We start from the raw sequence: 14,364 nt of genomic DNA, 5'->3' as shown, positions 1-14,364 counted from the left end.
CCGTCAGCCGGCGCCCGCAGCCTCGACCACGACGCGATCGCGACCGCCGCTCTTGGCCTGGTACAGCGCCGCGTCGGCGCGCCGGATCAGGTCCTCGACCGAAGTCGCCTCGGCGCCGATCCAGACCATGCCGATGCTGAGCGTCACCGCAAACGCATGCCCGTTCCAGTGGTGCGGCACCGCGCTCACCGCCGTCTGGATGTCGCGCATGCGCTGCTCGGCATGCGGGCGATCGATGCCGGGCAACAGCAGCAGGATCTCCTCGCCACCGTAGCGTCCCAGCCGGTCGTCACCGCGCACGTGCAACTGCAGGTGACGGGCGATCGCCAGCAACGCGGCGTCGCCAGCCTGGTGGCCCAGGGTGTCGTTGATGCGCTTGAAGTGATCCGCATCGATCAGCCCCACGGCGAGCCCGGGCAGCGGACGCTGGCCCGGTTCCAGCAGCGCCGCCAGCTGGTCGAGGATCGCCCGCCGGTTGTGCATGCCGGTGAGGCTGTCATGGGTGGCCTGGTGATACAGCTCGGCGCGGGCCCGTTCCAGCTCGCGCTTCTCCTCGGTGAGCTCGACGGTGCGATCGGCGACCATCGCTTCCAGCCGGCGGTTGTGCCGACGCAGGCGGCGCGAACGCCAGCGCCAGCTGAGCGCCATCAGCAAAGCCAGCAGCGAGACCGCCAGCAGGCCGACCCACCAGCTCAGCCACCACGGCGGCGGCACGCCGAAATCGAATTGGGCCGGCGGCGAGACGGTCCGGTGGTCGTCGTCGATCGCCTCGATCTCGAGGCGGTAGTCGCCGGACGGCAGGCCGGCGAGATTGATCACGTTCGCGCCGGTTTCGATCCACTCCGAATCCTGCAGTCGATACCGGTAGCGCGGCTGGCCGCCCGAGGATTTCCCCAGCAGCGCGTAGTGCACGGTCAACGCGGCGTGCCGGCCGCCGAGACGGATGCTGTCGCCGGACGTCACCGGCGCCGATCCCTGCATCACCGAGGTGATCAGGACCTTGCCGGGCTGATAGGCCAGCATGGCCTGCGGCTGCAGGATGTGGCTGGCGCCGATCGCCGTGGCGATCCAGATCGAGCCATCGCGATCCTCGAAGAATCCGTTCTGGCTGGTCTCGTCCCACAGCAGGCCATCGGCTTGCGACAAGTGCGTCCAGCGCGCGCCGTCGTACACGTCCACGCCGCCGCTGCCGCCCACCCAGATCCAGCCCCGATGGTCGCGGCGCACGAAGTACACCAGCGTGTTGTCCAGCCAGGTGTCGACGATGCGCGTGAGCGACAGCCGGCTGCCGCTCACCGTGGCGTGGAACAACCCGGGCTCGTTCGCGCCCAGCCACAGGCTGCCATCGGTGCCCACCGCCACCGCGCTGAAGCCCGAGGCGATGCTCGTGCTGCCGGTGTCCATGCGCGTCCACTGCCCGCCGGCAAAGCGCAGCAGTCCGGCGTTGCAGGCAAACCACAAGGTTCCGTCGGCGGCCTCGGCGATGTCCGAGCACTGCTGGTCGGTGGTCTGCGTCGCCGGAATGCGCACGGCCGGCGCGTCGACGTGATCGATGCGGTAGATGCCGTTGACGGTGGCGATCCACAGCCGGTCCTGCCGATCGAAATGCAGGAACTTCACGAATGCGGGCAATTCGGCCGCCAGCGTGGTGCGCTGGCTGGCCGGGTCGTAGCGCAGCACGCGGCGGTCGTACAGGCCGGCCCAGATCGCGCCGTCGTTGGCGCGGGCAAGGCTGAGGATCTGTCGCGGCGCCGGATCGAAGCGGATCGGCCACGGCTGCAGGCGGGTCTGGCCGTCGGCCAGCACGCTGCCGCCGAGCTCATTGGCGAACCAGATGTGCTGCGCATCGAAGCGCAGGATCGACCAGTTCGGCACGCTGTCGAAACCCTGCCTGCGGCCCCAGCCCTCGACCAGTCCGTAGCCGTTCCAGCGCGAGATGCCGCGCCCGTAGGTTCCCAGCCAGAGCGTGCCCTGGCGGTCGAACAGCAGTGCGGTGATCTCGATGTCGGGCAGGCCGTTGGTGCTGTCCATCAAGGTCCAGCCCGCACCCTCCCAGCGCGCCAGGCCGCGATTGGTCGGCGTCAGCACGTGCCCTTGCGCATCCTCCACCAGGATTTCGTTGTCGCTCACCACGCCCATGTCGCCCGCCGGCAGGTCGCGCTGAACGAAGCGGGTGGCGCCCGCCGGCAGCGTGCGCAGGTGATGCACGCCGCGCAGCCACAGGCTGCCGTGGCTGTCCAGCAACAGGCCCGTCCAGCTGTCGCGGGGCACGCCCTCGGCCTCTCCGTGCACTGTCACCTTGCCCGCGTCATCGACACTGCACAGCGAGCCATCGCAACCGATCCACAGGCGTCCGGGCGTGGCGTGGATCACGGTGATCCGGCGCAGCTGCGGCACGGCGGCGAGCTGCGCCTCGTCGAACATCGGCCGCAACTGCCAGTCGTGGCCGCCACGACCACCGGAAAGCACCATCAGCCGGTCGTTCTTCACCAGCAGCAGCCGTCCGTCATCCAGCGCGACCATCTGCCGGCCCACGTCGACCACCAGCGGTTGTCCCGCCGGCTCCACCTTGCTGAAGTGCAGGCCGTCGCCGACGCGCAGACCGGACTGGGTGGCCACCCACAACAGGTCGATGCGCGGGTTCTGCACCATCGCGGTGACGTACTCGCCCCGGGCAAAGCCCTGCGCCGCACCCATGCGCTCGAAGCTGCCGCCGTCGAAGCGGTACAGGCCCATCTCGGTGCCGGCCCAGACGAAGCCGCGCCGGTCCTGCAGCAGCACGTTGATGGCCTGGCTTTCCAGGCCCGACTTGCGGTCGTAGGTGGTCAGCGAATGCTGCTGGGCCGACGCGGACAGGCCGAACAGCGACAGCAGCGCGGCCATCAGCAGCAGCACGCAGCGCTGGCTCCACCCCGGTGAGGTCCGTCTCCGTCGCATCAGTTGCAAGCTCGCCTGCCGTTGGGTTCGTCGAGGGCACGCCACGCGTGCCATGCCGTTATACGTCAACCGGCCCACAAGGGTCGACTTACCCTGACGATACGCGATCTCAGAACCAGAACCGTACCCCGGCCAGCCATTGCCGCTCCCGCACCGCCCGCTGGTCGTGCCGTGCATAGTCGGCGGTCGCGCCGACCCGACGTATCCAGTTCACTCCAAGATAGGGCGCAAACTCCCGCCGGATCTCGTAGCGCAAACGCAGGCCGAACTGGATGTCGGACAAGCCCTCACCCAAGCGGCGCTGCGGATCGCGCCGGCCGTACAGGTTCACCTCCAGCTCCGGCTGCAGCACCAGCCGCTGGGTCAACAGCAACTCGTAGTCCACGCGCAGGCGCGAGGCCGTCCGCCCGCCCGCCCCGGCGTAACCGGTGGCCTCCAGCTCGAACCAGTACGGAGCGAGCCCCTGCACGCCAACGGCGATCCAGCTGCGTGCCGGACCGTCGCCGATGTCGTGGCGGACACCCAGCTGGCGACTCCAGTAGCTGCTGGTGGCGTGGTTCCAGAGCAGCTCCAGTCCGCCGTCCTCGAGCTTGCCTTCGCTGCGCACGCCTTCGCTGCGCAGCCACAGCTTGTCGCTGTCGTTGCCGTACCAGCCCCGGATCTCCCAGCGCTGGCCGTTGCCTTCGCCACCGTGGAAAGCCTCCAGCTGATCGATCCGCAGCAGGCCGGACGCTGCGCGTCCGTGCGCGGGCATCGCGTGCATCGGGCTGGCGGCGATGCCGTCGGAGTAATCGCCGCTGCGTGCGTCCGCAGGCGGGCGGCCACCCTGCATCGGCGCCATGGGCATACCCGGCGTCGGCGGCGGCTCCAGCGCCGGCATGTCGGTTGCCGTCGGAGCGATGGGCACCGCAGGGTGATCCATCCCCGGCATCTCGCCGTGATCCATCCCGGGCATCGCCGGCATGGCCATGGGCGCCGTGCTGCTCGACGCAGCGGGTGCGCTCTGCGCCTCGACCGCGGGCGGCAGCGCCAGCAACAGCGCGATCAGCCATGCCGAGCGCGATGGAATGAGCCAGTGTTCGCGACGATGGATGGTCATGACACCACCACCTCGCGCATCATCCCCGCCTCCATGTGGTACAGCAGATGGCAGTGCCAGGCCCAGTGGCCCGGCGCGTCGGCGGTCACCGCGTAGCTGATCCGCTGCGCCGGCTGCACGTTGACCGTGTGCTTGCGCACCTGGAACCGGCCATCCGGATTTTCCAGCTCGCTCCACATGCCGTGCAGGTGGATCGGGTGGTTCATCATGGTGTCGTTGACCAGCACGATGCGCAGGCGCTCGCCGGTGTTGAAATGGATGGGCGTGGCGTCGGGGTACCGGATGCCGTCGAACGACCACATGAAGCGCTCCATGTTGCCGGTCAGGTGCAGTTCGATCTCGCGGCCGGGCTCGCGCGCGTCGATCGGACCGCCGACGGTGTGCAGGTCGGCGTAGGTCAGCACCCGGCGGCCATTGTCGCGCAGGCCGATGCCCGGATCGTCGAGGTTGCTGCGCGGCGTGTCGACGCGCATGTCCACGCCGGGGCCGTATTCGCTGCGGGCGTGGTGCACGGCAGGTGCGGCGGCCATGCTGCCGTGGTCCATCCCGGCGTGATCCATGCTGCCGTGATCCATGCTGCCGTGATCCATGCCGGGCATCGCGGCATGGCCACCGCCGTGCCCGGCGTGCGGCATCGCGCCCATCATGTCGCGCATGTCCAGCCACACGCGCTGGTCCACCGGCGGCAGTTCCGCCGTCATTCCTGCACGCGGCGCCAGCGTGCCGCGCGCGTAACCGCCGCGATCGATTGACTGGGCAAACACCGTGTATGCGCGCTCCTCCCGGGGCTCGACGATCACGTCATAGGTTTCGGCCACCGCGATGCGGAACTCGTCGACCGGCACGGGTTCGACGTCCTGCCCGTCGGCGGCGATCACGGTCATCTTCAGTCCGGGTATGCGCACGTCGAAGAACGTGGACGCCGAGCCGTTGATGAAGCGCAGGCGCAACTTCTCGCCAGGCCGGAACAGGCCGGTCCAGTTCTGCGCGGGGGCCGCTCCGTTCATCAGGTAGGTGTAGGTGTAACCGGAGACGTCGCCCAGGTCGGTCGGGTTCATGCGCATCTCGTTCCACATCCGGCGCATCGACAGCGCGCGGGACAACCCCTTCTCGCGCACGTCGCGGAAAAAATCCGCCGCGGTTGGCTGGGCGAAGTTGTAGTAGTCACTCTGCTTCTTGAGCTTGGCGTAGATGCGCGCAGGGTCCTCGTCGGTCCAGTCGTTGAGCATCACCACGTAGTCGCGGTCGGTCGGATGGCGCTCGGGGCCGGCCGGATCGATCACCAGCGGGCCGTACAGCGCGTTCTGTTCCTGGAAACCCGAGTGCGAGTGATACCAATAGGTGCCGCTCTGACGGAGCTGGAAGCGGTAGAGGAAACTTTCGCCCGGCGCGATGCCGTCGAAGCTGAGGCCGGGCACGCCATCCATCCGGAACGGCAGGACGATGCCGTGCCAGTGGATCGAGGTAGGCACGCGCAGGCGGTTGCTCACGCGCAGGCTCACCGTGCTGCCTTCGCGCATGCGCAGCAGCGGACCGGGCACGCCGCCGTTGACGGTGATCGCCGGCCGCGCCGCACCGGTGAAGTTGACGCTGCGCTCGACGATGTCCAGCGCGAAGTCGGTGCCACTCAACACCACCGGTTGCCCGGGACTGTTCAGCGCCCAGGCGTCGGAAGGCCGCAGCAGTCCCGCGCCGGCAGCCACGCTGCCCAGCGCGACGCCCTGCACGAAACGCCGCCGCGACAGATCGGGGCGGGAAGAAAGAGGTTTCATGGAACTCTCCAGCACGACGTCGACGCGCGACGCCGGTCACGGTTGCCCGGCACGCTCGCCTCGACAGCTCGAGTCGTCACCGGGGTTGGGGACACGCAGGAAAGTCAGGCGGCGGGTGGCCGCAGCAATCGCACGTGCACGCCGTGTGGCATGAACGGGCTTCGCGGCGTCGCCCGCGGCGTCTGCATGGCGACGCGATCGGGCATCGGCAGCGCCCATGCCGGCAAGGCGCTGCCGCACCATGCGGCGCAGTGACAGGCGTGCTGCGCGACATCACCCGCCGGAAGCGGTTGCGCCGCACAGCAGTCGTCCGCCATCCCGGCATCGGCGGCAAGCTCGCCATGCTGCGCCATCGCCGCATGGCCACCATGCGCAACACCGGCAGCCATGGCCATCGGTGCAGCCTGCAGCGGGCTGACCAGCAGGAGCAGCCAGGCCAGCCAGGCCAGTGCAAGGCAGGGCCGGGAATGCGACAGCTGGCGCCGGGGAAAACTCATCGCGGCAGCTTACGGACTGCTGCGGACGAGCTCAACTCTGGAGCAGGCTCCGCTCGGGCTGCCCGGGCGATCACGGGGAACATCGCGCCGGGCGCTCTATACTCGGCCACCCCGCCCGCCGTGACCGCCATGAATTACCGCCACGCCTATCACGCCGGCAATTTCGCCGATGTCCTGAAACACACCGTGCTGCTCGCCCTGATCGAGGCGATGCAGGCCAAGCCCGCGCCGTTCTGCTACATCGACACCCACGCCGGCAGCGGCAACTATCCGCTGGACGGTTTCGAGGCGAAGAAGACCGGCGAGCACAAGGACGGCATCTCCCGCCTGCATCCGGCCGAGAAGGTGCCGGCGCTGCTGCAGCGCTGGCGGGCCAGCATCCTGGGTGGCGAGGGCAACGAGCAGGGACTGAAGCAGTACCCCGGTTCGCCGCTGCAGGTCGCCCGCCTGCTGCGCCCGGACGACAGCGCCCAGCTGTGCGAACTGCACACCGAGGAAGCGTCCAAGCTGCGCGACCTGTTCCGCGGCAATCCCCAGGTGCACGTGCACCAGCGCGACGGCTACGAGGCGCTGAAGGCGCTGCTGCCGCCGAAGGAGAAGCGCGGCCTGGTGCTGATCGATCCGCCCTACGAGGCGCAGGAGGCCGAGTACAAGCTGATCGAGCAGGCGTTGAAGACCGCCCTGCTGCGCTGGCCCACCGGCGTGTATGCGGTGTGGTATCCGATCAAGCTGCGCAGCCAGGTGCAGCCGTTCCTGCGCAAGCTGCAGCACAGCGGCGTCAAGCGCATCCTGCGCGCCGAATTGCTGGTGCACCCGGACGATTCGCCGCTGCGCCTCAACGGCTCGGGCATGGTCATCCTCAACGCGCCGTGGAACCTCGACGACAGCTTGCGCGAACCACTGCGCGTGCTGGCCAGCCTGCTGTCACAGGAGCGTCCGGCCGAAGTGAAACTCGACTGGCTGCTGGATGAAGCCGGCAGCCAGCTGAACGTCCCCAGCCCCCTGCCCGCCTCGCGACTACCGCGGCCGCCGGGCCGCCGCTAAGCTCGGTGCATCCACCCATCCGGCTTCCTCCAGGAGCACGTCCATGCGCATCCGTCCTGCTTCCCTGCTGACCCGCCTCGCCATGCCCGCCGCCCTGCTGATGCTGGCCGCCTGCGCACCGGCGCCGATCTACAAGACCAGCGCCGGCACCGTCACCGCCGCGCCGTTCGAAGTGGCCCAGACGCCCGAGAAGTTCAGCGGCAACGAGGTGGTCTGGGGTGGCCGCATCGTGCAGGTCAAGGTGTTCGCCGACCACAGCGAGATCGAGCTGCTGGCCTACCCGCTCGACTCCTCGCAGCGGCCGAAGGCGAACGACAGCGGCAGTGGCCGCTTCGTCGCGGTGATGCCGGGCTACGTGGAGCCGCTGGACTATCCCGCCGGCGCGATGATGACGGTCGACGGCAAGCTCGACGGCAGTCGTGCCGGCAAGGTCGGCGAAGCGGATTACGTGTTCCCGCTGGTCAGCGTGATGCACTCGCACGTGTGGACCGCCGAGGAAATGAACAAGGGCCGCAACAACATCCGCTTCGGCCTGGGCGTGGGCGTGGGCATCCACTGATCGTCCTGCGCAAAATTCTGCGCCACCGGTAAACTGGGCAGCCTCATTCCATGGATTGAAGCCGCATGTCTTCCGGCCACGCCAACCCGATCAAGGCCATCCTGCTCGCACTGGGTGCCAACTTCGCCATCTTCGTGGCCAAGCTCGTCGCCGCCATCGTCACTGGTTCCGGCGCGATGATGGCCGAAGCCGTGCACTCGCTGGCCGACTGCGGCAACCAGGGCCTGCTGCTGCTCGGCATCCGCCAGACCAAACGGCCGCCGTCGGACGAATTCCCGCTGGGCTGGGGCCGCGCCCTGTATTTCTGGTCGTTCCTGGTCGCGATCCTGCTGTTCAGCGTGGGCGGCATGTTCTCGATCTACGAGGGCGTGCACAAGCTCACCCATCCGGAACCGCTGAAGTGGCCGTGGCTGGCGCTGGGCGTGCTGGTGTTCGGCATCGTCGTCGAAGGCATCTCGATGCGCGGCTGCCTTGAGGAAGTGAACAAGGCCCGCGGCGGGCAGGACCTGTGGACATGGTTCCGCCAGACCCGTTCCAGCGAGCTGCTGGTGATCTTCGGCGAGGACCTGGCCGCCTTGGTCGGCCTGTGCCTGGCTGCCGTCGCCGTCGGCGCCACCATGCTTACCGGCAACCTGATGTTCGACGCCGCCGGCACCATCGCGATCGGCCTGCTGCTGATCGTGGTGGCGGTGCTGGTGGCGATCGAGGTGAAGGCCCTGCTGATCGGCCAGGGCATGGAACCCCGCCGTCGCGACGAGCTGATGGGCTTCCTGAAAAACCGCCCCGAAGTCGCCGACGTGCTGAACCTGATCACCCTGCAGATGGGCCCCGACGTGATGGTCGCGGTGAAGGCGCGGATGCAGCCCACCGCCGGCAACCCCGAACTGATCGCCGCGATCAACACCGTCGAGGCCGCGATGAAGGCGGAATTCACCGACATACGCTGGAGCTTCTTCGAGCCGGACAACGCGGATTGACCGGTTGCGCCCGAACGGCGTCGACGCCAGTCACGCCCCCGCGGCCGTTCCCGCCACCGGCAGTCGGGCACCGAGCAGTCGGCCGACCACGGTCTTGCGCACCAGCAGGTGGTAGCTGAGCAGGCAGATCGTGAAGGTCGCAGCGACGGAGATCGCGAACTTCGCGTCCCACCCCCACGCCATGTCCATCAGCCGGTACTGGATCACGAACAGGATCGGCAGATGGACGATGTAGACCCAGTACGACGCGTCGGACAGGTAGCGCAACAGGCGGTTGCTGCGGTTCAGCAGTGAGCGGCCGGCGACCAGGCACACGCAGGTCATCCAGACGCTGATGCACGCCTCGATCACCGCGATGGGCACGCTGGCGGACGGATCCGCGGCGGTGGGCAGGTGGCGCTTGAGCAGATACAGGAATGCACCGTAAAGCGCGACGCTGGCCAGCAGCAGCCACGGCGCGAAACGACGGAACCGGTCGATCAAAGCCTCGTGGCCAGACAGCAGGTAGCCGAAAACGAAGAACGGCCCGTAGAACCCGAATGCCCAGAACTGGGGAAACAGGCTTTCCGGTGCCGGATACGGCGCGCTCACCGAGGCCAGCGCCGGCACCAGCAGCACCGGAAACAGCAGCAGTTGCCACGCGGGATTCAGGCCGCGCACGAAGCTGCCCGGCTTGCCCAGCTCCAGGCTTCTGGCCACCCAGGTCAGCACGTAGAAAAACAGCAGGTAGTAGAGGAACCACAGATGCCCGGTGCCCGGTGGCAGCGCTGGCGGGTTCGCCATCTGCGAGAACTGCCGGATCATCAGCAGGACCGGCGACGGGTTCTGCACGTACGCCGCGGCATGCAGCGTGCTGTAGCTCATCGCGGCGATCACCAGCGGGCAGAAGATCACCAGCGGCAACCCGATGCGCCTGAGCCGATTGAGAATCAGGCCACCCATCCCGCGCTTGTTCAGCAGCATCGCGGCGAAGAAGCCGGCGACCACGAAGAACAGCGGCATGCGGAACAGGTGCAGCAACCAGATGACCAGGTCGACGGCCGGCGACTGCGCGCGATCGGCCGTGGGGAAATACGGGTGCAGCAGCGGGCTGTAGGCCAGCGCGGCGTGGAAGACCACCCCGGCCAGCATCGCCAGCGCGCGCAGGTTGTCCATGTAGTGAAAACGCACGGTGTCGTGCATGGCGAAACCTCCGAACGGATCTGTCGGACTCACGAGAGGGTTCTTGCCTTGCGCCCCGCCTTTTCCCTGGCCGGATTCCAGCACGGCTAGGGACGCGAAGGCGCTTCGACTCCGCCCGCTGCGCGAACTGCGCTCAGCGGGAACGGTGGATCAGCTCAGTAGAAGGATTTCTTCCGGCAGTGCACCCAGCCGGTCACCGCCAGCACCACCACGCTCAGCGTCGCCTGGGCCAGCAGGATCGCCACCGCGACGGGAGCGAAATAAATCGTGTCGGCCTTGACGTGATCATTGATCGCCGGGATCTGCCCCAACAGCATGATCAGGGGATTGATCAGCAGCATGCTGCCGATCATCGCGAAGATGTTCCAGCCCTCGGACTCCACCGCCATGGCCACGCTCAGGGACACGGCATAAGCCAGCAACACGTGTCCGAAGATCAGCAAGGACAGCACGACCAACCCGTCCGGCAGCGGCGTGTACAGGATCACCAGCACGGTTCCGGCCAGCATCGCCAGGAACGGCACGAGGAAGGTGACCAGGTTGCCGACCAGCTTCGACAGGTAGTAATCCAGCGGCGTCACCGGCAGGCTCATCACGAACGCCAGCGTGTGCTCCTTGCGCTCGACCAGCAGCGAATTCGAGATCGAGAAGCACGAGGTGCACACCAGCATGATGATCAGCAGCAGCGAGCCCAGGTAGAAACTCCAGCCGGTGGCCATGCCGATCAGGCACAACGCCACGATGCCGCCTAGCACGCACGCCGCCAGCTGCTTCTGGAACAGTTGCCAGTCCTTGGCCACCAGCAGCCTGATCACCGGCCAGTTGAGTCGGGAACGATTCATGCCGCACCTCCGGCGCGTACGGTGGTGACGAAGATGTCTTCGAGGTTCATCGGATCGGCGCTGCGGATGTCCGCGCCTTGCGTCTGCATGCGCTGCAGCAGGCCCTCGCTGAACTGACGCACCTTCAGTTCCACGATCGATCCGTTCTGGCGCACCGCGGCGATCTCCGGCCACGCGGCCTTGTCCGGCACCCACGACCCGTGGCAGATGACGCGGCGCCAGTCGTCGAGGAAGGATTCCTTGTCCCGCGAGGCGAGCAGCGTGCCGTTGTGGACGAAGGTGATGGTGTCGGCCATCTGCTCGATGTCCTTGGTGTTGTGCGAGGAGAACAGCACGCTGCGCGCCTCGTCGCGCAATACGTCGGCGAGCGCCTCCAGCACCTCGTCGCGGGCGACCGGGTCCAGGCCCGTGGTGGGCTCGTCGAGCAGCAGCAGTTTTGCCCGGCGGGCGAAATTGAGCATCAGCAGCGCCTTGACCCGCTGCCCGTGCGAGAAGCCGGCCAGCTTCTGCTCCGCGCGCAGGTCGAAACGGCGCAGCAACTCGGCCGCGTAGACCTCGTCCCAGCCCGGATAGATCGAACGCACGAAATCCATGTGCCAGCGCAGCGTGCGGGTCCTGAACAGGCGCATGTCTTCCGTGGCGAATCCCAGGTCCGCCTTCGCGGCCACCTGCTGCGTCGGCATGTCGTGACCAAGCACTTCGACCGTGCCCGCGTCGGCCAGCGCAAGGCCGCCGAGGATGCGCAGCAAGGTGGTCTTGCCGGCGCCATTGACGCCCACCAGCCCCATCACCTGCCCCTCGGGCATGCTGAGGTCGATGTCCCGCAGCGCAAAGTTCTCGTAGCGTTTGGTCACCCCGGACAGGGCGAAGGCGGTGCTCATGGTGTTGATCCCCTGGTGGGTTCGGCAGACCAGTCGGCCTGTTCGTCGTCAAGCAATTGGCGGATGTCTTCGGCCGACAGGCCCAGCCGTCGCGCGCAGGCCAGCATGGCCTCGAAGTGCTGGGTGAACTCGGCCTGCAACAGGCTGTTGGAAAGGTTCGGCGACTCGGCCACGAACGAACCCATGCCGTGCCTCGTCACGATCACCCCGGCCTGGCCCAGTTCCGCGTAGGCACGCTTGACCGTGATCACGCTGACCCGGCTGGCGCTGGCCAACTCGCGGATCGACGGCAACGGCTGGCCCGCCGGCCAGTCGCCGGCCATCACCTTGGTGGTGATCTGGTTGACGATCTGCTGGTACATCGGCGTGCTGTCGCTGGTCGACAGGAGCAGTTCGGGGTCGATCTGTGTATACTTCATATACACAGTATGCACACCGGATATCGCGCTGTAAAGCCTCCGTTCCGACCGCCGGCAACGGCCGTCCGCCAGCGCGCATCCGGGACGCGCGGCGAGGCGCCGGACGGCGTGGCGACGAGCGGGCTCCGGCGCCGTCCCCGGCCAGCCGCCGAATCCGGCCAGGCCGCGCGGTAGTCCGCGCGGTCTACAATGGCCGGCCCAGCACAGCCGGGATCTCCCGAACATGCGCAATCCGCTGCAGGAACAACTGCTCAAGGCCGGCCTGGTCAACAAGGCCAAGGCCGCGCAGGTCGTGCGCGAACAGGCAAAGAAGCACAAGGGCAAGGCGCCCGCAGCCGCCAGCGCCGAACAGCTCGAGGCGCAGCGCCTGCAGGCGGAAAAGGCCGAGCGCGACCGGGCCATCGCCGCCGAGCGCAATGCGCAGTTGCGCCTCAACGAGGCACGCGCCCAGGTGCGCCAGATCGTCGAGGCGCACAAGGTGAAACGCGAAGGCGAGATCGCCTACCGCTTCACCGACGGCGACCGGATCAGGGACGTGCTGGTGAACGAACCGCTGCGCGCGCAGCTGGCCGCCGGCACGCTGGTGATCGTGCGCCACGGCGAGGGCTACGAATTGCTGCCCCGCGTGGCCGCCGACAAGGTCCGCGAACGCGACGCGGCGATGATCGTGCTCGACCACGGCCGCACGGAGACGACGGCCGGCAACGACACCGACGACGAGTATTACAAGCAGTTCGAAGTGCCGGACGACCTGATCTGGTAGCCCTGCTGTTGCCGTCGGCGCCGCGGCTTTCTCAGTAGCAATCCACGAACGCCCGGCAATGCTCCGGGTGGGCATCGCAGCCATAGACGTAGCCGACGCCGCAGTCACCGAGCTCGTCGTTGTCCGTGACGTCGCAGAACTGCAGAAGAAACCGCATCGGCGCCTGGCAAAGTTCGCAATGCGGTTCGTGTGGCCCCTGGATCAACTCGGGCTCGCCGCCCACCAGGATGGCGTTTTCCACCGCGAAGTCGGCTATGGCGTCGTCCCCGTCCAGCAGCATCGACAGCACGCGCAGCGGCTGCGCGGTCAGCGCGGACAGCCTTTTCCCGAGCCCCGGAACGGTCTCCAGCAGCCATGCGCCATCCAGCGCGCCGTGCCCCCGCTCATCGTCGTCACCGAGGGATTCCATGATCGGCATGGCCAGCGGTTCCAGTGCCCGGGCGGCGAGTTTCGTCACGCCGTTGGGAGCAGCGGTGACAACCAGGTCCGCCGCACCGGGATAACTTCTGACGAGCAACTCGTGCTGCCCCAGATAAATCGTCAACCATCGGTCGTTCCAGGCCGGGTGCGCCACGCCCGCAAGCGGCAACTGGAGCAGGAATTTGCCGGGCTGTCCCTCGTCGTCGAGGGGCCACATCTCGTCTGGCCCCGCCAGGGGTTCGCCACCTACGCGGGCAAGCGAATGAGCATCGCCCTTTTCGCTGGCGATGCGATACAGCAGCCTGAACGTGCCCCGGCGGGCGTGGCTGTCGATCAAGGCCAGCAGTGCCGCCCGCGTCGCCGCGCCGATCGCTTGGTAGTCGGCCAGGGCTTTCCTTCGCGCCTTGCTTTCGGAGCGCGTCGAAAGCCACAGGAGGCCGGCAAGAATGCCGCCCGCGCCCAACAGTATTCCCAGCACCTCCGCAGCACCGCGCAATGACACGCCGAGCGCCACCGCATTGATGTTGCGTACAAACACCAGGGCACAGACAAGCGTCCAGGCGATCATCAGCGACCACCACGCCACGGCGCGCAACCTCGGCGCGGTTCCCGTGCCACTCAGGGGCAGCCGCCTGCCCCACAGGGCAAACGTCTGCAGTCCAGCCCCGCCGAGCCAAGCGAAGCACAGTGGCCAGAACGAACCCATCCGGGGTGGGCAGTTCCTCCGGTAGATCACGAACACGTCGGTCTTGGGCAGCCAGTCATGGATGAGCGCGACCAGGATGATCGCCCCGGCCGCGGCAGCCAGTTGTCCAAGCCATGTCGCGGGCCTGCCGACCCAGCGTGTCCAGCCGAGGCTCACGGTAACGATCCAGGCCAGGGCTGCGCCCGCCACCTGGGCCACGTTGTGCGGCTCGGCCTGGCTCAGGCTGATCGACACGAAGCATGCGGCTATGATCGCCGGCCAGAACA

At 67.7% G+C, this 14,364-nt stretch carries 13 protein-coding genes; 4 read left to right on the top strand and 9 right to left on the bottom strand.

Annotated elements, in window-relative coordinates; genetic code table 11:
• Positions 1-3: 3 nt before the first annotated feature.
• From ASD55_RS09595 to ASD55_RS09580, 4 genes are all read right to left on the bottom strand, one after another.
• A complete protein-coding gene (locus tag ASD55_RS09595) occupies positions 4-2,937 on the bottom strand; it encodes a diguanylate cyclase (RefSeq protein ID WP_235577771.1) in 2,934 nt (977 codons plus the stop codon).
• A 109-nt stretch (positions 2,938-3,046) separates the two neighbouring features.
• Complete coding sequence (locus tag ASD55_RS09590; protein WP_082542731.1) at positions 3,047-4,036, bottom strand: copper resistance protein B; 990 nt, start codon at positions 4,034-4,036, stop codon at positions 3,047-3,049.
• Positions 4,033-5,808: a copper resistance system multicopper oxidase gene (locus tag ASD55_RS09585; protein WP_056766048.1), complete on the bottom strand. Its 1,776-nt coding sequence runs from the start codon at positions 5,806-5,808 to the stop codon at positions 4,033-4,035. Before ASD55_RS09585 ends, ASD55_RS09590 begins: the two co-directional genes overlap by 4 nt.
• 104 nt (positions 5,809-5,912) lie before the next feature.
• Positions 5,913-6,305, bottom strand: coding sequence for a hypothetical protein (locus ASD55_RS09580; RefSeq protein ID WP_056765709.1), 393 nt, complete (start codon positions 6,303-6,305; stop codon positions 5,913-5,915).
• Positions 6,306-6,434: 129 nt separating this feature from the next.
• Between ASD55_RS09580 and rlmJ the strand changes: the two genes are divergently transcribed.
• The 3 genes from rlmJ (at position 6,435) to ASD55_RS09565 (ending at position 8,885) form a co-directional block, all read left to right on the top strand.
• Complete coding sequence (gene rlmJ, locus ASD55_RS09575; RefSeq protein ID WP_056766045.1) at positions 6,435-7,349, top strand: 23S rRNA (adenine(2030)-N(6))-methyltransferase RlmJ; 915 nt, start codon at positions 6,435-6,437, stop codon at positions 7,347-7,349.
• Between the two features lie 43 nt (positions 7,350-7,392).
• Positions 7,393-7,908: a Slp family lipoprotein gene (locus ASD55_RS09570; protein WP_056765707.1), complete on the top strand. Its 516-nt coding sequence runs from the start codon at positions 7,393-7,395 to the stop codon at positions 7,906-7,908.
• Positions 7,909-7,973: 65 nt separating this feature from the next.
• Positions 7,974-8,885, top strand: coding sequence for a cation transporter (locus ASD55_RS09565; RefSeq protein WP_056765705.1), 912 nt, complete (start codon positions 7,974-7,976; stop codon positions 8,883-8,885).
• Positions 8,886-8,915: 30 nt separating this feature from the next.
• On the opposite strand, the gene ASD55_RS09560 is transcribed toward ASD55_RS09565, so the two are convergent.
• The 4 genes from ASD55_RS09560 to ASD55_RS09545 form a co-directional block, all read right to left on the bottom strand.
• Positions 8,916-10,067: an acyltransferase family protein gene (locus ASD55_RS09560; protein WP_056765703.1), complete on the bottom strand. Its 1,152-nt coding sequence runs from the start codon at positions 10,065-10,067 to the stop codon at positions 8,916-8,918.
• A 155-nt stretch (positions 10,068-10,222) separates the two neighbouring features.
• Positions 10,223-10,909, bottom strand: coding sequence for an ABC-2 transporter permease (locus ASD55_RS09555; protein WP_056765701.1), 687 nt, complete (start codon positions 10,907-10,909; stop codon positions 10,223-10,225).
• The gene (locus ASD55_RS09550; RefSeq protein WP_056765699.1) at positions 10,906-11,790 is read right to left on the bottom strand and encodes an ABC transporter ATP-binding protein; all 885 of its coding nucleotides are present in this window, start codon (positions 11,788-11,790) and stop codon (positions 10,906-10,908) included. Before ASD55_RS09550 ends, ASD55_RS09555 begins: the two co-directional genes overlap by 4 nt.
• Positions 11,787-12,209 (bottom strand): GntR family transcriptional regulator, encoded by a 423-nt coding sequence (locus ASD55_RS09545; RefSeq protein ID WP_056765697.1) that lies wholly within the window; start codon positions 12,207-12,209, stop codon positions 11,787-11,789. The genes ASD55_RS09550 and ASD55_RS09545 overlap by 4 nt, the downstream gene beginning before the upstream one ends.
• 223 nt (positions 12,210-12,432) lie before the next feature.
• On the opposite strand from ASD55_RS09545, the gene ASD55_RS09540 reads away from it, so the two are divergent.
• Positions 12,433-12,972, top strand: coding sequence for a DUF2058 domain-containing protein (locus ASD55_RS09540; RefSeq protein ID WP_056765695.1), 540 nt, complete (start codon positions 12,433-12,435; stop codon positions 12,970-12,972).
• Positions 12,973-13,003: 31 nt separating this feature from the next.
• Here ASD55_RS09540 and ASD55_RS09535 read toward each other — a convergent pair whose 3' ends face one another.
• Entirely contained in the window at positions 13,004-14,332 is a 1,329-nt protein-coding gene (locus ASD55_RS09535) for a hypothetical protein (RefSeq protein ID WP_157598941.1), read from the bottom strand.
• Between the last annotated feature and the right edge of the window lie 32 nt (positions 14,333-14,364).

This window comes from Rhodanobacter sp. Root561 (assembly GCF_001427365.1).
In the GTDB taxonomy this organism is placed as follows: domain Bacteria; phylum Pseudomonadota; class Gammaproteobacteria; order Xanthomonadales; family Rhodanobacteraceae; genus Rhodanobacter.
The sequence above is the reverse complement of the archived record's forward strand: the minus strand, read 5'-3'. Positions and strand labels throughout refer to the sequence as shown.

Bases quoted from the DNA above. Each gene is read 5' to 3' on its own strand.
- ASD55_RS09595 (WP_235577771.1), bottom strand. From the start codon at position 2,937: ATGCGACGGAGACGGACCTCACCGGGGTGGAGCCAGCGCTGCGTGCTG.
- ASD55_RS09590 (WP_082542731.1), bottom strand. From the start codon at position 4,036: ATGACCATCCATCGTCGCGAACACTGGCTCATTCCATCGCGCTCGGCA.
- ASD55_RS09585 (WP_056766048.1), bottom strand. From the start codon at position 5,808: ATGAAACCTCTTTCTTCCCGCCCCGATCTGTCGCGGCGGCGTTTCGTG.
- ASD55_RS09580 (WP_056765709.1), bottom strand. From the start codon at position 6,305: ATGAGTTTTCCCCGGCGCCAGCTGTCGCATTCCCGGCCCTGCCTTGCA.
- rlmJ (WP_056766045.1), top strand. From the start codon at position 6,435: ATGAATTACCGCCACGCCTATCACGCCGGCAATTTCGCCGATGTCCTG.
- ASD55_RS09570 (WP_056765707.1), top strand. From the start codon at position 7,393: ATGCGCATCCGTCCTGCTTCCCTGCTGACCCGCCTCGCCATGCCCGCC.
- ASD55_RS09565 (WP_056765705.1), top strand. From the start codon at position 7,974: ATGTCTTCCGGCCACGCCAACCCGATCAAGGCCATCCTGCTCGCACTG.
- ASD55_RS09560 (WP_056765703.1), bottom strand. From the start codon at position 10,067: ATGCACGACACCGTGCGTTTTCACTACATGGACAACCTGCGCGCGCTG.
- ASD55_RS09555 (WP_056765701.1), bottom strand. From the start codon at position 10,909: ATGAATCGTTCCCGACTCAACTGGCCGGTGATCAGGCTGCTGGTGGCC.
- ASD55_RS09550 (WP_056765699.1), bottom strand. From the start codon at position 11,790: ATGAGCACCGCCTTCGCCCTGTCCGGGGTGACCAAACGCTACGAGAAC.
- ASD55_RS09545 (WP_056765697.1), bottom strand. From the start codon at position 12,209: ATGAAGTATACACAGATCGACCCCGAACTGCTCCTGTCGACCAGCGAC.
- ASD55_RS09540 (WP_056765695.1), top strand. From the start codon at position 12,433: ATGCGCAATCCGCTGCAGGAACAACTGCTCAAGGCCGGCCTGGTCAAC.